Below are 20,016 nucleotides of genomic sequence, written 5' to 3' on the forward strand. Positions count from 1 at the left end.
TAAATCTAGTTAAACTGCTTGTTTATTGCAATTGCGTCCACTCAATAATGGCTTGAGCATTGTCACCAATTAAGGTCCACTCACCATCCATTACATTTAACTGAAGTTGCATGGTCCGCTCACACAGGGCTTGAACCGCTTCAGTACTTGCAGTCGACAACTGCCAAATTTCAACATTGTTCAATGTCTTCAACTTACTGTTGCGCTTATACCATTCATCGACCGCTGTGCCATAAGTAACAATAGCCACTTGCTTACAACGTGCACTGGCTTTTTTCACTTTATCTTCGTCTGGGCTGCCCACTTCAATCCATTTCACCAACTGACCCGTTAGGTCTTTTTCCCACAGCGCAGGCTCATTGGTTTCAAATAAATCTTTGGTAAACTCTAAAGCTTCATCCGCAAAACGTGCAAATGCCAACAAACGCACCATCAAACGCTCAATGGTTTCTGAAGGATGCAATGCCAAAGTCAGTTGATAGTCCCCATATTGGTGGACATCCATATTGGCAATATTCAAATCTGCCTTATAAATTGTAGCTTTAAGCGCCATACATACCATCCTCAAATTTGCCGACTAGCATATAAGATTTCGGCTTTTTTTGCTTAAAACAATTTAAGTCATTGCTCTATGCGACATTCAAAAAGTGCGCTTTCAAAGTCCATCCAATCTCTTTCGTTTTGAACAATCAATTCAACTCGATTATCAATCCCTTCTTCGACATCTTGATAGTTAAATTGTTCAGGATTGAAATTAAATGCCTTCCACCCCTGATTGGTATGGAAAATTCCTTTAATCCGTCGCCAATCTTGCTGTTCACAAAGTAAATCGAGTAAATCGTAAAAGTTAAAAACCCAACGCTTCGGCATTTTCCAACCTGCAACACTATAACCTTGCGCTGTTTCTACATAGTGATACGGCAACTGTTTAATCTCGGGAAAATCTTGTTGAGTCGCTTTCAACTGTTGCTGAACGTTCAGTAAAGGCTGCTTGAATCGTTTTGTTCCGATGTACTCAAAATCGATTTGCGTAAGCTCAATCTTGCCCTGCTCTGCCATCAGCCACTGCTGAGCATAAGGCTGATATTCGGTTTGCAGTTTTTCAAGAGCATCTTGATCTGTTTTTTGCATTTGAGCTTGATGCGAAACCACCACAATCTGCGCCGCTTTTAATTGATCCTGATAGAGATTTTGTGCTGTCCATGCATGATCATGTAAACGCGAACCATCCAGCACCGTGATCGGCGCACGCATGTGCAGTGTCGAGTGCCAATGAGGCTCGGTCAGTTGCTCTAGTAACTGTGCTGGATGTCCCAAGCCTGTGGGTTCAATAAACAGCCGATCAGGCTTTTGTTCTGAGAGCAAACGAGACAGTGCTATTTGCATCGGTAGTTGGCTGCTACAACATAAACAACCACCGAGTAATTCTTTCACCGCATAGCCTTCCGTTTGTGGCATGAGCTGTTGATCTACGCCAATTTGCCCAAACTCATTCATCAGTACCGCCCAAACTTCATGTTCCGGTTTCTGACCTAACAAATGCATGAGCAAAGTGGTTTTACCTGCACCAAGAAAGCCCGAAATAATATGCGTATGAACCGCCTGCGGCATCGATATCAGTTTCAAAATTTTATACCTAGCATGGAATATGATAAAAACAGCACAATAAAATAAGCCATCATCTTAATTTAAATCACCAATTTTCTCATCTCAAATCCATGGCGTCGAACACTCAGCATTCAATTGGCTAACATTTCATTCTTTTATACCCCTATTGGACAAACTTCCTTACATTTTACTCAGTACTGAAATTAGGGTTTCGCACTTAATTCGCATGCTTTGTAGAGTTTATGTGAATTTTCAAACATCCATATTGATCATTAATTCTTCATTTCATCTCAATCTATTCACAAAAAACTTCTACTTGTTACTTAAAGCTTACTATTTTTTCATCATCTGTAGTTTTAGGTAATGTGCGCTTTTCACATTGTTGCATCGATTGAATCGCAGATATTCAGACTATAGGATGAAGCTCAGTTCAAATTGATGTGATGATCAGTCTGAACTATTTTTATCTATAAAATATAAGGATGCCAAAACCATGAAACTTTCTCACTTAATTATTGCAACATCTTTAACAGCTGCGAGCTTTGCAACTTTTGCTGCACCTCAACAAGCGCCAGCTCAAGAAGACAAAGTTGTGGTATCAACCCAAGAAACAGCTGAAACTACAGACTTAAGTGCAAATGCACCAGCTTCGGAAGCATCAGCAGAGCAACCGAATCAAGAAAAAGCCGCTAAATAATTCAAATGTTGAGAGATCCAGTGGCTTTACTCTCCTGCTGGATCGCAACAACTTTTTAGCGTCACTTGAAACCAAGATATATCCTATCTTGGTTTCTTTTTATTTATGCACATGGACTATAGCAGTTCGAGATCAACAGGTGCAGAAAGCCAAATTTGCGTAGTTTGCCCATATGAGCTTCTATTCAAAACATCGACGTCAGACATAAAAAAAGATCCCCTATACAGGAGATCCTTTTTTAACAACTTAACTATGTGATGTTTTTTTATAAATACTGCACGAAGGATGATGGTTCTCTTGTAAGCGCGCGACCTTACGTTGTTCTGCCGCTTCAAAACGGCAACGCTTCCAGTCATTGTCCAAATTCAACGCAGGAATTTGTTTTGGCTTACCATTTTCATCTACTGCAACCATAGTGAAGTAACAACTATTAGTATGGCGCACGGTACGCTTTTGAATATTTTGTGCTTCAACACGAATACCTATTTCCATCGAAGTACGACCGACATGGTTCACGCTTGCCAAGAAAGTCACTAACTCGCCCACATGAATCGGCTCTTTAAAATTAACTTTATCAACCGATAAGGTCACCACATAACTTCCTGAAAAACGACTTGCACACGCATATGCCACTTGGTCTAACAGTTTCAAAATGGTGCCACCATGCACATTTCCTGAAAAATTCGCCATATCAGGTGTCATTAAGACCGACATAGTGAGTTCAGACTGGTCATCCGCAGCCGCAGCAATTTGATCTAATGGGGACATCGCGTTCTCTAATTGGTAAGATAATAGGATATGTGACATTTATTATATCGGTTTTGAACGCTAAATTTGGTAACAAAACCATCATTATTATTTATAGTGATTTGACTATCATTCAAAAAAATATATATAAAGAACACTAAGTTTTTGAATCTATAGGCCTTCTTTAAATTTTAATTTATTCAAAAACATTGTCGCTGTGATATTTTCACAGCATATAAATGGCTTTTGCCTGATTGACTGTTTTTCGAGTTATAGTGATGTATAAAAGCCCATTCAAGCATTTATTTCTACATAGCGCCAGATCAATGCGTTCGCGCTTGGATATTTTGAATATTCAATTTTTGCTTATAATTTTTCTGCGCAAAAACTTTTTGAATCTGTCCTAACTGTGCAACGGTTGCATCGACCCCAGCTTGCATGGTCAACTCACGTCCACTGACATCAAAAATATGTACTTTCTCACGCAAGTCTGGCTGAATCACAATATCTGCATTTTTCAGCTCAATTTGCGCAAGGTTCTTTTGCATAATATTGATATTTTGGTTAAACAGCCCCCAAACATTTGAGGTTTCGGTATACATCGGCTGTGCCAAGATATCGACCGCGATAATAATATCTGCCCCTAACTTGCGTGCCACATCAACAGGTACGGGGCTGACTAAACCACCATCTACATATTCATCAGTACCAATCTTAGTTGGAATAAACATACTCGGGATCGATACCGATGCTCGAACTGCTTGACCAGTATTGCCATAGTTAAAGACGACTTTTTTACCTTCTTTTAACTGCGTCGCCACCACATACATCGGGATAGGTAAGCGCTGTAGTGGAACATCGCTTACTTGCTCATTGACATAGTCTTCAACTTTTTGACCATCAAAGAAACCTTTCATGTCCAAACGAATATCGCGCACATCACTGGCTTTCATATTCAGCGCAATATCACGAATTTGATTGGCATTTTTACCACTTGCATACAGCGATCCGACGATACTGCCAGCACTGGTTCCCACGATAAAGTCGGGACGAATCCCCGACTGCTCTAAAACTTGAATTGCGCCAATATGCGCATAACCACGTGCACCACCACTCCCCAACACCAAGGCAATAATTGGACGGTTCTGTTCTTTTTTGAGCTGTTTAAAATTGATCTGGTTGAGTCGCTCTTGAGCTTCCCCTGACTCAGTTTCGGCTAAAAACGCCTGATTTGGCGTTTCTTGAGCAACTTTGGGCATGCTTTGACAGCCAGCTAAAGCGAGCAATGTAAACGACATAAGGCTAAGTTTAATGTTTAACATGATTCACCGAAGTTGAGATAGAGCGAAATTTTCCAACAGCATAGTGTATGAAAATCAGCAGTCCAAGTACTGTTGTTTTTCGTAAAAGCGTCATATTCCAGCATTATAATCTGATTCAATTTGTCAGCATAATTCAACATGTGCACTCAGCATATCACTCAAATTTTTCTGCACTTTTTAAAATTAGGCTGCTTGTCTTTTGGTGGGCCTGCTGCTCATTTGGTGTTTTTTCACCGTCATTTTGTAGAGCAACTTCGATGGTTGAGTGATGCTGAATATGCCCAATTGGTTGCTCTCGCTCAATTGCTCCCAGGGCCGACCAGCAGCCAAGTGGGTATTGCCATTGGATATCAACTGCAAGGCTACCGCGGTGCGTGTGCGGCTTGGCTCGGCTTTACTTTACCATCTATGCTCCTCATGGCATGTTTCGCAGTACTAGGTCAGCAGTACTTCAACCAACTCAGTGCGATGACATTACATAGCATTCAGTTGATCGTTTTTGCTGTAGTGGTCTGGGCGTTTTGGCAAATGTTGACAAGTTTCTGCAAAACTATTTGGCAATATGTGCTGATGTTACTTAGCACCTTGTTTCTTTACTTTGTATCATGGTCGTTCAGCCAAGTTATCATCATCTTAGTTGCTGCTCTCGTCGGTATTTATTTCGCATCAGATTCGACATCAAAGCTCCAAGACAGGGGCTTAAAAGCAAAAGTCCATGCAAAGCAGGCTTATCTTTGGCTGATTGCATTTGTTTTGCCTTTTGTAGTTTTTATGGTGTGGCATTCATCTTCTTCACTCTTCTCACAGAGCCTATTTAGTTTTTATCAAGCCGCATCTTTGGTTTTTGGCGGCGGGCATATTATCTTGCCACTTTTACATCAGGACTTCGTCGTCAGCCATATTTTATCTGCCGAACAATTTGACTTGGGTTATGCGCTGGCTCAAATCATGCCCGGCCCTTTATTTAGTTTCGCCAGTTACTTAGGTGCTTTACTGCCTTTAACGCCCTTTGTTTGGCTGAATGTGGCTCTGGCCACTTTCGCAATCTTTCTGCCCTCATTCTTTTTAATCTTTGCCACCTTGCCCTATTGGTCTTGGCTTATGCAGCAAGCTGCAATACGCAAAGCCGTGATTGGGATCAATGCGGCAGTGGTAAGTTTATTGCTGTGTTTAGTGATACAAATGGGACAAAGTTATTTCAAGCATTGGACTGACTTAGTTTTTGTAATCGCTGTTATTTTACTGCTTCGAACCAAACTCCCGATTTGGCTAAGCCTGACTTTAAGTTTTGCACTCTATCAGCTGTTCTTTTACGTTAGCAGTTAAATAGCCATAAAAAAGCCCCTATCAATGTAGAGGCTTTTTTAATGTGCTAAAAGATTACCAAATGTCTGATTTCACTTTGTCTTTAAATTTAGGATGGTTATCCAATTTAAACACTGGCTCTTTCACACCTTGTTTCAGCTGTGCCAAATAGTCTTTTAACAGCATCAATAAGAATGGTGTTAACAGCAAAATAGCAAACAAGTTAATGGTGGCCATAATGCCCATGAACAAATCGGCAGTGTTCCAAATGAGAGGCACACTCATCACTGAACCGAGATACACCATAATCAAAACAAAGATACGGAAGACGAACATCACCTTGGCATTGTTATTGATAAATTGCACATTCCCTTCAGCATAAGCATAGTTACCAATGACTGATGAAAAGGCAAACATGAATAAAATCGTTGCAAGGAAGTCATCACCCCAAGAACCAATTTGGCTCTCTAAAGCCATTTGGGTGAGCGCTACGCCTTCAAAGCCCGCATCATGATAAAGTCCTGATGCCAAAATAATAATCGCTGTACATGAACACACCACGAAGGTATCCACAAATACACCGAGCATTTGTACCAAACCTTGGTTTACAGGGTGCTTTACATCCGATGCAGCTGCCGCATTCGGTGCCGACCCCATCCCTGCTTCATTAGAGAATAAACCACGTTTAATCCCCATCATCATTGCCATAGAAACCATCGCACCAAAGAAACCGCCCGCAGCAGCTTCAAACTCAAAAGCTTTAGAGAAAATGAGTTGGAAGATATGAGGTAAAATAGCGTAATTGATTACGGCGATATATAAAGCAACAGCCAAATACAACAAGGCCATCAATGGCACAAAACTTTCTGCGACTTTGGCAATACGTTTGATTCCGCCAAAGATAATCATCGCGGTCAGCAAGACTAAAGCTAGTCCAACCCAAGACACCACAATATGAATGCCGCCGAGTTCAAATGCTAAATTGGCTTTATCCCATCCCCATGCATGTGCTGTCGCACCTGTAATTGCATTGGCTTGTACTGCATTAAACACGAAACCATAGGTTGAAATGAGGGCAACGGCAAAGACTACCCCCAACCATTTTTGTTTCAGGCCTTGGGTAATATAGTAGGCAGGTCCACCACGGAACTGTTTATTTTCTTGGTCACGCACCTTGAACAACTGTGCAAGAGATGACTCAACAAAAGCCGAACTCATGCCTAAAAATGCAGTGACCCACATCCAAAATACTGCACCCGGTCCACCAATCGCAATTGCGATCGCAACGCCCGCAACATTACCTACCCCTACACGACTTGCAAGCCCAGTGACAAAAGCCTGAAAAGGTGTAATGCCATGATCATCATCACATTCCTTACGGCTTGATTTCATGACCTTGATGCTGTGCAAAAATAAGCGAACCTGTACTGCACCCGTAATTAGCGTGTAAAACACACCGACCGCAACAAGGAAAATCACCAAAAAGTCCCACAGAGGTCCATTCAGTGTATTCACCCACCCGAGTAATGTTTCATTTAATTGATCATTCATCTCGATATCCTAATTATTGTGAGAGACCTGAAAGCAAAAAAGCCCTAGTTTCCTAGGGCAAATTGCATTTCTAATTAGTTAAAATATTGCAAAATAGACTGAATGACAGCCACGTTAATCAAGTCTACAAAGAATGCGCCACATAAAGGCACAATCAAGAATGCCTTGTGCGAAGGACCATACATGTTGGTAATCGCCTGCATGTTTGCAACCGCAGTCGGTGTTGCACCCATACCAAATCCACAGTGACCCGCAGATAGCACCGCAGCATCGTAGTTTTTACCCATTACACGGAATGTCACAAATGCAGCATATAAGCCCATCGTAATCGTTTGCGCACCTAAAATTACCACAAGCGGACCTGCAAGGTCAGCCAATTGCCATAATTTCAACGAAAGAAGCGCCATCGCAAGGTACAACGACAATGATGCATTACCAAATACATCAATCGCACGGTCAAAGATTTGAACTTTGAAAATACCTTCCAACACATTACGTAAAATCACACCACCTGCAAGCGCCCAAACAAAAGTCGGTAACTCAAGCATTGTGCCTTTCATATGGCCGGTCATAAAGTCAGCAAAAGCCAAACAGCCTGCAAACAAACCTAATGTGGTAATCGCATTATCCGCAGTGATTAAACGCACACGATGTGGATATTCAAACGGTACATATTCTGTTGAATTAATATCAGTCAGTGGCGTGTTATCACTCTTTTCAATTTGTTCATTGGTACGTGGCGTCGCCAATTGATAGCGGTTAATGAGTAACTTCGCTAGAGGACCACCAATCAAACCACCAATAATCAAACCAAATGTCGCACTCGCCATACCCAAAGCTAATGCACCTTGGATACCATGTTTAACTTCTAAAATTTCACCCCAAGCACCCGCAGTACCATGACCACCAGTTAAGGTAATTGAACCTGCAATCAAACCAATAAGTGGGTCAATACCCAATAAAGTTGCAAGGCTAATGCCGACAAAGTTTTGCACCACAATAAATGATGCGACAGCCATCAAGAAAATAACCAGACCAATTCCGCCTTCGCGCAATTTGGCAAAGTTTGCACTTAAACCAATTGAGGCGAAGAAAATCAGCATAAAACTTGTTTGCAATTCGCTACTGGTCGTGATGCTATAGCCCCAAAGACTATGCACAACCAAGGAGATAATCGCTGCAACTAAACCACCTGCAACAGGCTCAGGAATGTTGTAGCGTTTCAAGAAACCAATTTTATTTACCAAGAAGCGGCCAAGTAACAAAACGATGACAGCAGCAATCAAGGTATAAAAAGCGTTAAAAGTAAATTCCATGACAATTGTCCATAAAGCGGATGCTTAGATTTTGTTATCTGGCTAATAAGCCACCGAATCCATTGATACTTCAAGAGATATTTCGTAAATCTGAGACAAACTCAGTCTTGCGTATGGAAATTCAGGCAACGGGTAAATTGGTAACAAACTAAGCGATCTGATGCATAACATGTTCAGTTCTACACGATGAGTAAACTGAAATAACGTAATGCCCAATAATGTTTGGACACAGATACGGTTTTTTGAAAAAAATCACAAAACCGCCCCATATTGGCTCAAAAACAACCAACAAAAGTACAATATGGGCGAAAGACCGACATTATGCAGATTTTTTATAGATAATCTTTATTTTTTTACAATAATTTCCAACTATTTCACTTATTCTTTTCTGACTTAATACTTAAGTCTATATTCAAAATGTATTTAGTCTGTATAAATTTCCCTACTCAAACAAAACAGGAGCCTAAAGCTCCTGTTTTTTAAACCGCAACTATTTCATTATATGATTAGAAGCTGTATTTCGCCATTAAGCCAACACGGTTGTCTTTGTAGCTATCGCCAGCAAAGGTATCACGTTTACCATTGATATATTCAACACCTAAGTCCAATGGCTTAACTGGTGAATAGATGAAGTTAATCCATGCTTGGTAAACTTCTTCATTTGCAGCTGTGTTTAAACGCGCGTAATCAGTACCATCATCCGCAAAGAGTGCGCCATACGCTAAAGTCGAACGTAATTTTTCGTTGAATTTATACGTACCACCGACTTGTACACCAAACGCTTCATTTTGCTCGATCTTGCCATTCGCATTATCTACATAAAATGCAGTGTTGCTTCCGTATAAGTAGTTGCTATTGCCCTGTACATAAGACACATCAGCACTGAGTTTTAACGGATCAATCACTTGATAATTTACACCAGCAGCAATACCCCAACCTGTTTTATCATCACCAGCTGTTTCAGATTTATATTGTTCCACCAAACCACGAACAGATGCATTCGCTTTGCCATCTGCAAAACCTTGCGTTAATTTCGCAGTTAATACTGGTAAGCTATATTTCACATCTGAACTAACAGTCTCACTCGTAGTTACACCGTTAGTCGTGGTAACTTTAAGCTGGTTTGCTGAACTATTCCCTTCTTCCGCAGCAATAAATAATTTGGTTGCAGGTGCTAAATTAAAGCCATAACGTACTTGTGGAATACGAGTTGTACCGCCACCCACGTTCGTGCCGAAGTCAATCATTTCTGGCGCATGGTTAGACAGGAAGTTCGATGTGGTTTGACCAAACAACCAATTGTTATAAGTCAAATACGCATGACGAATACGAAGGGCTTCATTTGTTCCAGCAAAGTCTACTTCTACTTTACCACCCAGTTTGTTATCGCCACCAACATTGGTATTAAAATCTAAACCTAAACGTGTAGTTTTCGCTGTTGCACGCAGTTTGTCTTTAGTTTGGCCATTTGAGCTTGAAACTTTGTTGAAGTCGTCATCCGCACCTTCAATAATGTAGTTTGCATCGCCACGAACAAAACCATACAGGTTAATATCTGCGCCAGACTTAGATTTGAACGAAGACAGTGGAGATTCAGCTTTTACAGGCGCTGGCTGTGCTTTAACTTGTTGAATCTGAACTGCTTGCTGTTGTTGAACTTGTTGCTGTTGTTGCATTAATGCTTTTAGCTCTGCAACTTCGGCACGTAACTGAGCGAGTTCTTGTTGTTCTTTTGTTGCAGCATGAGTTGTTGTCATCATCAGAGCAGCCACACTAAGTGCTAGGCTTTGAGCGATAAATGGCTTTTTATTGAGGGCTAAACGCATACACAAACTTCCTTTATTACATTGTTAATAGTGAATCAAAAATTCCATTTCAGTAAAATTTTTTGCACAAAAGACCACTCCGTTTTGGTCTTTTCATATGCAAAGTAATCTTATAAAGATGAAAAATCGCACATTTCGATGTTTTAAGATATGACCTTTTATTACTCTTGCCACTAAAGTCTAATGCACACAATTTCAAATTATAATTGATGTTATTCGCGATTGGCTTTGAAGCATCAAATTACAATTTAGACAGACTTTTGCAATAATTAAGTAACAATTCTTCATATTTTATTAAATATAGACTGAGTTTTATTTGAGATCTATATTTTTTTCTTATAACTAAAGTCTTAGTCTAATAGATAACCACCTATGCCCAATGATGGGTCAAAATCACACCTTTGCACCAAAAAAGGCTAACTATTCAGACGATTATTGAGCATGATAAATAAAATATCCCCAAGCACGAATACACGGTTATGGCAAATAGGTGTGCTCATAGGAAAACTCCTAACAAAATGTTTGAGCAAACCTGTCATACTCAATTTAGACCGTCTGAACATCCTGAAAAAATATCGAACAACAAAAAAGTTTTGTATTTTATCCGAAAAAATTGATTTCGCCTTTTATTGAGCACCGCAGTGAAAATGGTTAGGGCTCGTATGGCTTGCATAATATTCAAAAAGGTGAAAAAGCGAAAATCGCACAGTAGCAATCACGTAATGACCAATCTTTTTTAACGCACCTGTCGGACTATTCTACACAGTCAATCAAGCCATGGGCATCGGCGCGAAAATATTGCCATGATAATGCAAAATGTGATTATTGCAGCCAAAGTACGAGTCTTAGAGACTTGCCCACAAGCCGCATGGAATCATCTTCATGCTCTCGTGCTGAATATACTTGGTGCTGCACAATTTGAAGAATTGGTCTGCGGCATGACGATGGGTTATGCGGATCCTGAGCAGATCGTCAATCGCTTTATAACACCACGCGTGCCAGTTGAAGATTTTGCAGTATTCTTAAACAATGAGTGAGATTTAACGCATTCATTCAAATTAAAAAAGAGACTAAAGCGAGTCTCTTTTTTATATAGTCACGACTTCCATTTTTAGGCTTTTTCGTGCTCAAGCTTAAACACATAATACAAAGCCAAAGCCACAAAAATAGCCATGACAATGGCCATATTCAAAAGTGCCGACCAGAGTAGAAAATTAAGAATCACGCCACAAAGTAGACCACAACCAAATTGCATGCTGCCCATAATCGCACTAGCCGTTCCTGCCCGTGCACCCTGTTCAGACATTGCAATCGCCATGGCATTTGGCCCTGTAAAACCGATTGCTGCGACAGCGAGAAACATCCCTGCACATACGATATATAAGGGCGCATGCATCATGCTGCCCGCTACCAACAACAGCCCCACACCAGCCAACTGCAAAAAACTGCCTAATTTTAAGCGCTGAAAAACACTTAACTTTTGTGCCAGACGTTTATTTAAGGTCGAGAACAGCATAATGCCAACTGCATTGGCACCAAAGGCATAGGCAAAAACTTGCTGACTTAAGCCATAACCATCCATCAGAATGGCAGCAGAAGCACTGATATAGCAAAAGAGTACAGCCCCAGCAAAGCATCCAACAAACATCGGGCGTCTAAAGCTCGAATCTTGCAAAATCGCGCCATAAAGGTTTAAAACTTGATTAAAGTTAAGCTTTAAACGGCGCTTCGGATCTAGAGTTTCCTCAAAGAAAAAATGTACGCAGCACAGGCTTCCCAAGCCAACGACCATCAAAAAGGCGAAAATACTATGCCAACTACTGAAACTCAGTACCAGCGCGCCTAAACTCGGTGCAATAATCGGCGCGATGGTGGTCACGATCATCATACTGGCAAATGCTTGGGCTGAGGCTTGCATATCTAAACGGTCACGAATCGCAGCACGGGCAATCACCACGCCCACACAACCGCCTAAGGCTTGTAAAACCCGAGCGGCAATGAGACTCCACTCACTGTTTGCAAACACACACAGTAAACTGGCAATAATGTAGAGACTTAGGCCAAAATACAGCGGTTTTTTCCGCCCAATTCGATCACTTACCGGCCCATAAATCAGTTGTCCAATAGCCAAGCCTAAGAAGTACGCAGGTAAGCTGTTGGCCACCATTTGTGTGCTTACCCCAAAGTCATTCGCCATTTGTGGCAAAGCAGGCAAATACATATCAATAGACAGTGGACCGAGTGCAGTCAGTGAAGCAAGTAAGAGAATCCAAGCGTTGGAATAGACCGCTTTTTCCTGTGTAGTCGACATAGGATTAATTTATGTTTTGGAAGGAGAGTTTGCAGACAAGTTTACACGCTCCATAGTATGATTTATACCAGAGCAGGTGAAATTTCACATATTCTCATATTTGAAAATTGTCCAACCCTAAGCGACAAACAAAGGTGCCCTTTGAAAGCATGGCTGACCAGTCTAAAACAGGCTACTTATAATACAACCTTCATGTATAACCTCCGCATGGTTATTACTTTTGCAGGGACGGCTTTTGTTCCATATTTTATGGGTTTTCAGCTGGCAACTATTCCGCTGACACTCGGCGCAGTTGCTGCGGGTTTAAGTGATATTGATGACCGCTTTTCTGTGCGAATCATGAATTTAATTTTTACCTATATTGGCTTTTTCATTACCGCAACGTCGATTTACTTTTTATTTCCACACCCAATTTTATTCGCACTGGGTCTAATCGTTTCGTGTATTGGTCTAATTTTACTGGGCTCACTGGGACGTCGTTATGCCACGATTTCCTATGGTTGCTTAGTGGTTTCGGTTTACTCCATGCTCGGTGTCGGACTTTTTGACAACTGGTATACACAACCGTCTCTGCTGGTGATTGGGGCAATTTGGTATAGTGTTATTTCAACTATCAGTTTTCTGCTCTTTCCCGTTCGTCAGGTTCAAGACAATCTATCGAAGTGTTATTCCTCACTCGCCGATTTTCTGTTTGCCAAATCCAACCTGTTTGATGTCGATATGACAGCAAACAGCTATCAACAGAGTATGATTGAACTGTCGTTGGAAAATGGCAAATTAATTGCAATCTTCAACGACATGAAAACCGCCCTACTCACCCGATTAAAAGGTGACCGTGGACAACGAGATACCCGTCGCAGTCTGCAATATTATTTTGTGGCACAAGATATTCACGAGCGTGCAGATTCAGCACATATTGATTATCAAAAACTGGCGAAAATTTTTCAACACAGCGATATCTTATTCCGCTTTCAACGAATTTTATCTATACAAGCTAAAGCCTGTAAGGACTTAAGCAGCAGCATTTTAAACCGTCAAACCTACACCCATAATAAGCGCTTTAAACATGCTTTTGAAAATCTCCGTTTATCATTAGAAAAGCTGAGAGATGAACAACAATACGACCAAATTTGGGTCAATGCTCTGTTTTCACTGTATCAAAACTTAAAGTCAATTGATGCGCAGCTACGTAACTTAGAAACTGAACGCAATATTAAACTCGATAAAACCAAACATATCGAAAGCCAGCTCAAAGATGATGACCTGAAAGGCTGGGATGACATTAAGGTTCGGATTAAACAACATCTCACCCCAGAGTCGGTGTTATTTCGACACGCGATTCGTCTGTCTATCGTGCTGTTAGTTGGATATATCTTTGTTCAAGTCACTAACATTGAATATGGGTACTGGATTCTACTGACAGCGCTATTTGTCAGTCAGCCCAATTTCAACGCAACCAAACGTCGTTTACGTTTACGTATCGTAGGAACGTTGGTCGGAATCATTTTAGGGTATGCCGTATTGTACTTTGTACCTTCGATTGAAGGACAACTTCTCGTATTAGTCATCAGTGGGGTGCTGTTCTTTGAGCTTCGCAGTAAACAATACGCTCAAGCCACCGCTTTCATCACCATCTTGGCACTGATTAATTTCAACTTAGATGGGATGGGATATGAAGCTGCCCTTCCGCGCATGATGGATACCTTAATTGGCTGTGGTCTGGCATGGTTAGGCGTGAGTTTCATTTTCCCAGACTGGAAGTTCCGTCGCCTCCCCCGCACAATTTACCGTTCGCTTTCCGCTCAATGTGATTATCTGGCTGAGGTGATTGAACAGTATAAGTCTGGACGCAACAATGGCCTGAATTATCGTGTGGTCCGTCGTGCGGCACACAATACTGATGCCGAAGTTGCTTCACTCATTTCAACTTTAGCCACCGAGCCCGACTTTGACCCAACGCAAAAAAGCTTGGCGTTTGAATTCTTGTGCCTCAATCATACCTTTATTAGCTATATTGCAGCGTTGGGTGCACATCGTGAAAAAATTGACGACCCAGAAATTTTAGAATTGATGGATCGCGCTTTTGACAATATCCAAGGTGCGCTCCTGCGGGATGAAATGCCTGATTTAACTGCGCAAAATATGCTACAGACCATTCGTCAGCGTTTAAGCCAAAATAATGAGGAAGATCAGAAAGCATTGATTATTTTACAACAGCTTTCCTTGATGTTTAGCATCTTGAATCAGTTCAGTCGTTTGAAGCAAAGTTTAAGCCACGAACGGGATCATGAGGCCACAGAACTGGCTTCATTATAATTTGGGTGATTTTGGAACAATATACTCACTGAAATGCTCTAAATGATGCTAAACTTTTTGCAGTTTTAAATCTGTTACTTTCACTATGACCGCGAAAAATTTATACGCTTATACTTTACAGCCTGTGACCTATGAAATCACTGAAGCTGAACAACGCGATGCTCAATTAAAAATTTGGCGTAGCACAAACAAAATTAGCATGAAAGCTTGGATCATCATGGCTGTCGTTACAGCCCTTTCGATTCTTGGCCTAATTTTACTCAAGAATTATTCAACCATCTTTTGTTGGGTCGCAATCGCCTGCGTCGTGGTTTACCTTTTAGTCCGTAAATTCGGTTTAGAATGGTATGTGAAGCGAAAAATGAATGAGTTTCCAGTTCAGGAAATTAAAGGCATTCGTTTAGGTGTACAACCTCACGGTCTGATTATGCGCCAGCAAATGGGCATGCAAGAAGGTGTCGGTGCAATCGGTTGGAAAGACATCTACGAATGGTACAACACACCTGAGTTTTTGTTGATTAAATTCAAAGTGAAAGGCCAAGAAGGTGCATACATTCTGCCAAAACGCATGGATAGCAAAAACTTCTCGTTTAATACGATTCGTAAACATTTAAAAGAAACAGTTGGTGAAGCGCAGCCACTTTAAGTCTTGCTTTCTCCTCTGTAAAAAACCTCCAACTTTTGGAGGTTTTTTTATATCCCAAACTCTCGAATACAAATGATAATGAGAATAAATATTAATTTCTAAATCCATATTATCTTCTCAATCTTCAGGTATAATTTCCGCACAACAAATCGCTCACCATTAAGTATCGCCATGTTTAAAAAAACATTTTTCCAAGTGCATTGGTTTTTGGGAATCACTGCGGGTCTTATCCTGTCGCTTATGGGCGTCACAGGGGCCATCTATTCTTATGAACAACAAATCTTAAAATGGATGAACCCAGATAGCTATACCGTTCAAGCAACACAAAACAATAAATTAACCCCTGCTGAGCTGTATCTACATTTCCAAAAACAAGATCCTGCCATCAAAATCAATAGTATTACGATTGCTCAAGAGTCAACCACTTCAAGTACGGTCAATATCGAGAAAGAAGGCGCACGTCGTGGTTATAACATGATGGTGAACCCGTATACTGCTGAAGTCCTACCCGAAGTTAAAGGCCGTGAGTTTTTTAACTTTATTCAACAGTTGCACCGTAATTTAACTGTCGGTCCTGTCGGTAAACAAATTACTGGCGCTTGTACCCTCATGCTTATTTTCTTTGTATTGAGTGGCCTGTACTTACGTTGGCCCAAACATCATTCCATCAAACAATGGTTTTTTATTAAACCTAAATTGAAAGGACGCAACTTCATTTGGGATTTGCATGCTGTTGTTGGTACTTGGGTGGTGATTTTTTATCTGATCTTGGCCTGTACAGGACTGTACTGGTCTTATGATTGGTGGCGCAATGGCATGTTTAAAGTCCTCGGCGTTGAACGCCCACAAGCCCAAATGCAAGAAGGAGCCCGTCCAAATGCTGGTGCAGCTCAAGGCCCACGTGGCGAACAGGCTGGTGCTCGTGGTGGCGAATCACGTGAGCAAGGTCGTGGCGGCCCACAAGGTGAGCACACTGCACGTGGCGAACGTGGCCAAGGCGAACAACATGGTGAGCGTAAAGGCTTATCTCCTGAACAAGTGCAAATTGCTTTAACCCAAACATGGACAGGATTTAACGCACAAGTTGGTCGAGACTATTCAACCCTGACCCTAAATATTCCGAAAAAGCCTGATGGTACACTTGAGCTTTCATTTGTAGATGCAATTCCACAGCATGAGCGGGCGAGAAACTCAGCGGTCTTCAACTATCAAACTGCAAAAATTGAAAAAATGGAGTTGTATGAGCAGAAGAAGCTGAATGAAAAAATCATCAGCAGTATGCTTCCTGTACACCGTGGTAGCTTCTTTGGCCCAATTTATCAATTCTTTGCCATGTTTGCATCACTGATGATGCCACTGTTCTTTGTAACCGGTTGGATGCTGTATCTAAAACGTCGTAAGCAGAAGAAACTCACCCAGCAAGCCCGTGGTGGAGCGTTGAATGTTCCAGTTGATCCACATGCGAAACCATGGCTCATTGCTTATGCAACACAAACGGGTGTTTCTGAACAAATCGCTTGGCGTACTGCAACCAGCTTACAAGAAGCAAGACAACCTGTAAGTGTTAAGGCTGTGCAACACTTAACGCAAGGTGACTTAAAAGCTGCCGAACAAGTGCTTTTTGTTGCAAGTACTTATGGCACGGGTGAAGCACCTGACTTAGCCAGTAGTTTTGAAAAGAAATTTTTAAATACAACTTTGGATTTGTCACACCTTCACTATGCCGTTTTGGCTTTAGGCTCTCAAGAATATCCTGACTCCTATTGTAGTTTTGGACATCGCATTGATAGTTGGTTAAAAGCCAATGGCGCACATGCTTTGTTTGAAACGATTGAAGTCAACAACGCAGATAACAATGATATTCAACGTTGGAACAGTGCTCTTGCCTCTGCAACCAAACTTGAGCTTCAAGCCATGAACATTTACAAAACCTTTGATCAATGGAATTTGGCACAACGTGAAGTACTCAATCCAAATAGTGTCGGAGCACATGCTTATAATATTGAGCTAAAAACCAACTTCGATGCAACATGGCAAGCGGGTGATATTGCTGAAGTTCAACCAGGTAACAGCACAGCACGTATCCAAGCCTTTATGCAAAAGCATCACATTGCAGCACAGAGCATCGTTGAGTCTTTAGCCATTTCCATTGAGCAAGCGCTTTGGGATAAAAACCTCAACACAGAGATTGAGCCTTTTGCCAATTTGGAACATTTACTGGAACAGTTGAGCCCTTTACCTACACGTGAATACTCAATTGCAAGTGTACCGACTCAACAAGTGTTACGTTTAGTCGTGCGCCAACAGCAAGATTCAGCAGGTGAACTGGGCTTAGGTTCTGGTTGGTTAACCCAACATGCCGAGCTTCAGCAACCTATCGCACTACGTATTCGTACTAATGAATCATTCCATTTGATCAATGACAACCGTCCTATCATTTGTATTGGGAACGGTACAGGTATCGCTGGTTTAATGAGTCTACTCCATGCACGTACCCGCCTAGACTATACGCAAAACTGGTTGATCTTTGGTGAGCGTCAACGTGAACATGATTTCTTCTATCAAAGTACGATTGAAGCGTGGCAAACCACAGGCATGCTACAACGCTTAGATTTAGCGTTCTCGCGAGATCAGGCAGAGAAAGTCTATGTACACCATAAACTGCGTGAACAAGCCACTGAGCTTAAAACATGGGTTGAAAATGGTGCCGTAATTTATGTCTGCGGTAGCATTAATGGTATGGCGAGCGATGTCGATGCTGCCCTAATTGAAATCTTAGGCGAAGAAAAATTAGATCAACTCCGTCAAGAAGGTCGTTATCGTCGCGATGTTTACTAAACACTAAGTCTAAATGAAAAAACCGAGCCACAGCGCTCGGTTTTTTCATGCGTAAATTTGCTAGAATCATGCAAACGATAACCCACAAGCCTATATGCAAAAATCAAAAAGAGTCATTAGTTTTATTATCGGGTCATTACTGTTCGCAGACGGCTTGTATTTTGTTTTACAACTACGCTTTAATTTTGGCACCCTCTTGCCCTTATTGATTGGACTAGGTCTAATCATTTATGCACTGGCTTATCCTAAACTTATCGCCTATATTCAAACCACTACAATCAGACAATCAATATGGCGTTGGGCTTGGGCGATTTTCTTTGTTTGGGTTTTTAGCTTAGTCATTTTCTTCGTCTTTTTAGGGTTTTCAAATCAACAAAATACCCCTCATGTCGCTGCACCCGCTATTGTAGTTCTTGGCAGTGGTCTGAAACATGGCAAACCGAGTCCAACATTGGCCAGCCGTTTAGATCAAGCGGCAAGCTATGCCAAGCTACATCCCAACAGCATTATGGTCGTCAGTGGCGGCCTCTCCTTTCAGCAAAAAAATAGTGAAGCTGAAGCAATGCGGCAGTATCTGATTGATGTACACCATATCCCAGCACAGCGTATTTACACCGAAGATCAAAGCACCAGCACTGAGTTAAATCTGATCAATAGTAAAAAGATTTTAGCCAAACAGCATATTTCTATCCAGCAACCGATTGCTATTGTGACCAGCGATTTTCATATTCCACGTAGCCGCGCTATAGCCATACGTCAGGGTTATCAAACACCAATCATGATCAGCGCTCAGACACCTCTTGCCACTCGCTATAATGCATGGTTACGTGAGTATTTTGCATATTGGAGTGGTTGGCTACTCAATGAATACTAAAATGAAATCCTCATGAATTAATGAAGACGGATTGTCCGTGGCGACGGTAATTGTAATTGTTTAAATAATTCAGGCTTCTGCATTGAAAATTGATATAAATAGTTTTTGATATCTAATAATAATTTTTCTGGTGCAACCAAGACATTCTGCCCTTCTGGGCTTAAATTCATCGAGACCGTGGTTTTTTCTAAACGTAAGAATGGAATCACTTTTTCGACTAAATCGCTAAGACCAATACTCTGGATTTCGTAGCCCGCCCAATTATCTTTCACCAAAAGCTGTGCTAAACCTTTACTCTGCCACATCGCAAAGGAACGTTGACCGGTTGGCGTAGCACATAAAGCCCAGCCATCTTGATATAAGGCAATAACATGGCCTTGATGCACGATAGTTTCGATAAAAAGACGATAGATTTCAAGAGGATCGTAAGCAATATTTTGATTTTTAGACGCAGCTTTGCGTTGATATGGGTTTCTCATAAATCTGTCATATTTTAAAATTATTATTGCACAGAAGTGTATGAAAACAGCTTGAGATAAGCAAGGCTTTTACGATAAGGGAATATGGTGGGCGCTGACGGGATCGAACCGCCGACATTCTGCTTGTAAGGCAGACGCTCTACCAACTGAGCTAAGCGCCCTTGAGAAATAAAAATAGCG

The 20,016-nt window shown here is 41.3% G+C and carries 16 protein-coding genes and 1 tRNA gene; 7 read left to right on the top strand and 10 right to left on the bottom strand.

Annotated elements, in window-relative coordinates:
• Positions 1-22: 22 nt before the first annotated feature.
• Entirely contained in the window at positions 23-553 is a 531-nt protein-coding gene (locus tag AC5EUN_RS11750) for a YaeQ family protein (protein WP_087010480.1), read from the bottom strand.
• Between the two features lie 68 nt (positions 554-621).
• Complete coding sequence (locus AC5EUN_RS11755; RefSeq protein ID WP_216070665.1) at positions 622-1,626, bottom strand: CobW family GTP-binding protein; 1,005 nt, start codon at positions 1,624-1,626, stop codon at positions 622-624.
• 475 nt (positions 1,627-2,101) lie between these two features.
• On the opposite strand from AC5EUN_RS11755, the gene AC5EUN_RS11760 reads away from it, so the two are divergent.
• Positions 2,102-2,305, top strand: a complete 204-nt coding sequence (locus AC5EUN_RS11760) for a hypothetical protein (protein ID WP_004694446.1) — start codon at positions 2,102-2,104, stop codon at positions 2,303-2,305.
• 246 nt (positions 2,306-2,551) lie between these two features.
• Here AC5EUN_RS11760 and AC5EUN_RS11765 read toward each other — a convergent pair whose 3' ends face one another.
• Entirely contained in the window at positions 2,552-3,073 is a 522-nt protein-coding gene (locus tag AC5EUN_RS11765) for an acyl-CoA thioesterase (RefSeq protein ID WP_058869179.1), read from the bottom strand.
• Between the two features lie 302 nt (positions 3,074-3,375).
• Positions 3,376-4,374, bottom strand: a complete 999-nt coding sequence (locus AC5EUN_RS11770) for a patatin-like phospholipase family protein (protein WP_234962856.1) — start codon at positions 4,372-4,374, stop codon at positions 3,376-3,378.
• Between the two features lie 138 nt (positions 4,375-4,512).
• On the opposite strand from AC5EUN_RS11770, the gene chrA reads away from it, so the two are divergent.
• On the top strand, positions 4,513-5,700 hold the full coding sequence (gene chrA / locus AC5EUN_RS11775) for a chromate efflux transporter (protein ID WP_159153518.1): 1,188 nt from the start codon (positions 4,513-4,515) through the stop codon (positions 5,698-5,700).
• Positions 5,701-5,754: 54 nt separating this feature from the next.
• On the opposite strand, the gene AC5EUN_RS11780 is transcribed toward chrA, so the two are convergent.
• The 3 genes from AC5EUN_RS11780 to AC5EUN_RS11790 all read right to left on the bottom strand — a co-directional run bounded on the left by AC5EUN_RS11780 (position 5,755) and on the right by AC5EUN_RS11790 (position 10,372).
• Positions 5,755-7,230, bottom strand: coding sequence for an alanine/glycine:cation symporter family protein (locus AC5EUN_RS11780; protein ID WP_493352360.1), 1,476 nt, complete (start codon positions 7,228-7,230; stop codon positions 5,755-5,757).
• 74 nt (positions 7,231-7,304) lie between these two features.
• Positions 7,305-8,546, bottom strand: a complete 1,242-nt coding sequence (gene gltS, locus AC5EUN_RS11785; protein WP_058869175.1) for a sodium/glutamate symporter — start codon at positions 8,544-8,546, stop codon at positions 7,305-7,307.
• 506 nt (positions 8,547-9,052) lie between these two features.
• The gene (locus AC5EUN_RS11790) at positions 9,053-10,372 is read right to left on the bottom strand and encodes a DcaP family trimeric outer membrane transporter (RefSeq protein WP_493352361.1); all 1,320 of its coding nucleotides are present in this window, start codon (positions 10,370-10,372) and stop codon (positions 9,053-9,055) included.
• A gap of 803 nt (positions 10,373-11,175) precedes the next feature.
• On the opposite strand from AC5EUN_RS11790, the gene AC5EUN_RS11795 reads away from it, so the two are divergent.
• Positions 11,176-11,409, top strand: a complete 234-nt coding sequence (locus AC5EUN_RS11795; RefSeq protein ID WP_252716357.1) for a nitroreductase family protein — start codon at positions 11,176-11,178, stop codon at positions 11,407-11,409.
• 74 nt (positions 11,410-11,483) lie between these two features.
• Here AC5EUN_RS11795 and AC5EUN_RS11800 read toward each other — a convergent pair whose 3' ends face one another.
• A complete protein-coding gene (locus AC5EUN_RS11800) occupies positions 11,484-12,683 on the bottom strand; it encodes a multidrug effflux MFS transporter (RefSeq protein ID WP_160362160.1) in 1,200 nt (399 codons plus the stop codon).
• A 141-nt stretch (positions 12,684-12,824) separates the two neighbouring features.
• Between AC5EUN_RS11800 and yccS the strand changes: the two genes are divergently transcribed.
• The 4 genes from yccS to AC5EUN_RS11820 all read left to right on the top strand — a co-directional run bounded on the left by yccS (position 12,825) and on the right by AC5EUN_RS11820 (position 19,357).
• Positions 12,825-14,999 (top strand): YccS family putative transporter, encoded by a 2,175-nt coding sequence (gene yccS / locus AC5EUN_RS11805; protein WP_005399911.1) that lies wholly within the window; start codon positions 12,825-12,827, stop codon positions 14,997-14,999.
• An 85-nt stretch (positions 15,000-15,084) separates the two neighbouring features.
• Positions 15,085-15,645: a YcxB family protein gene (locus AC5EUN_RS11810; protein WP_004981126.1), complete on the top strand. Its 561-nt coding sequence runs from the start codon at positions 15,085-15,087 to the stop codon at positions 15,643-15,645.
• A 171-nt stretch (positions 15,646-15,816) separates the two neighbouring features.
• A complete protein-coding gene (locus AC5EUN_RS11815) occupies positions 15,817-18,483 on the top strand; it encodes a PepSY domain-containing protein (RefSeq protein ID WP_159153523.1) in 2,667 nt (888 codons plus the stop codon).
• A 94-nt stretch (positions 18,484-18,577) separates the two neighbouring features.
• Entirely contained in the window at positions 18,578-19,357 is a 780-nt protein-coding gene (locus AC5EUN_RS11820) for a YdcF family protein (protein WP_159153524.1), read from the top strand.
• Positions 19,358-19,374: 17 nt separating this feature from the next.
• Here the strand turns inward: AC5EUN_RS11820 and AC5EUN_RS11825 are convergent, their stop codons facing one another.
• A complete protein-coding gene (locus AC5EUN_RS11825) occupies positions 19,375-19,836 on the bottom strand; it encodes a DUF2750 domain-containing protein (protein WP_493352362.1) in 462 nt (153 codons plus the stop codon).
• An 85-nt stretch (positions 19,837-19,921) separates the two neighbouring features.
• A tRNA-Val gene (locus AC5EUN_RS11830) sits at positions 19,922-19,997 on the bottom strand.
• Positions 19,998-20,016 lie beyond the last annotated feature (19 nt).

It is taken from the genome of Acinetobacter sp. CAU_H_S170_2 (assembly GCF_058890445.1).

Bases quoted from the DNA above. Each gene is read 5' to 3' on its own strand.
- AC5EUN_RS11790 (WP_493352361.1), bottom strand. From the start codon at position 10,372: ATGCGTTTAGCCCTCAATAAAAAGCCATTTATCGCTCAAAGCCTAGCA.
- AC5EUN_RS11780 (WP_493352360.1), bottom strand. From the start codon at position 7,230: ATGAATGATCAATTAAATGAAACATTACTCGGGTGGGTGAATACACTG.
- AC5EUN_RS11795 (WP_252716357.1), top strand. From the start codon at position 11,176: ATGATAATGCAAAATGTGATTATTGCAGCCAAAGTACGAGTCTTAGAG.
- AC5EUN_RS11760 (WP_004694446.1), top strand. From the start codon at position 2,102: ATGAAACTTTCTCACTTAATTATTGCAACATCTTTAACAGCTGCGAGC.
- AC5EUN_RS11770 (WP_234962856.1), bottom strand. From the start codon at position 4,374: ATGTTAAACATTAAACTTAGCCTTATGTCGTTTACATTGCTCGCTTTA.
- AC5EUN_RS11815 (WP_159153523.1), top strand. From the start codon at position 15,817: ATGTTTAAAAAAACATTTTTCCAAGTGCATTGGTTTTTGGGAATCACT.
- AC5EUN_RS11820 (WP_159153524.1), top strand. From the start codon at position 18,578: ATGCAAAAATCAAAAAGAGTCATTAGTTTTATTATCGGGTCATTACTG.
- AC5EUN_RS11750 (WP_087010480.1), bottom strand. From the start codon at position 553: ATGGCGCTTAAAGCTACAATTTATAAGGCAGATTTGAATATTGCCAAT.
- gltS (WP_058869175.1), bottom strand. From the start codon at position 8,546: ATGGAATTTACTTTTAACGCTTTTTATACCTTGATTGCTGCTGTCATC.
- AC5EUN_RS11765 (WP_058869179.1), bottom strand. From the start codon at position 3,073: ATGTCCCCATTAGATCAAATTGCTGCGGCTGCGGATGACCAGTCTGAA.
- AC5EUN_RS11810 (WP_004981126.1), top strand. From the start codon at position 15,085: ATGACCGCGAAAAATTTATACGCTTATACTTTACAGCCTGTGACCTAT.
- AC5EUN_RS11800 (WP_160362160.1), bottom strand. From the start codon at position 12,683: ATGTCGACTACACAGGAAAAAGCGGTCTATTCCAACGCTTGGATTCTC.
- chrA (WP_159153518.1), top strand. From the start codon at position 4,513: ATGTGCACTCAGCATATCACTCAAATTTTTCTGCACTTTTTAAAATTA.
- AC5EUN_RS11825 (WP_493352362.1), bottom strand. From the start codon at position 19,836: ATGAGAAACCCATATCAACGCAAAGCTGCGTCTAAAAATCAAAATATT.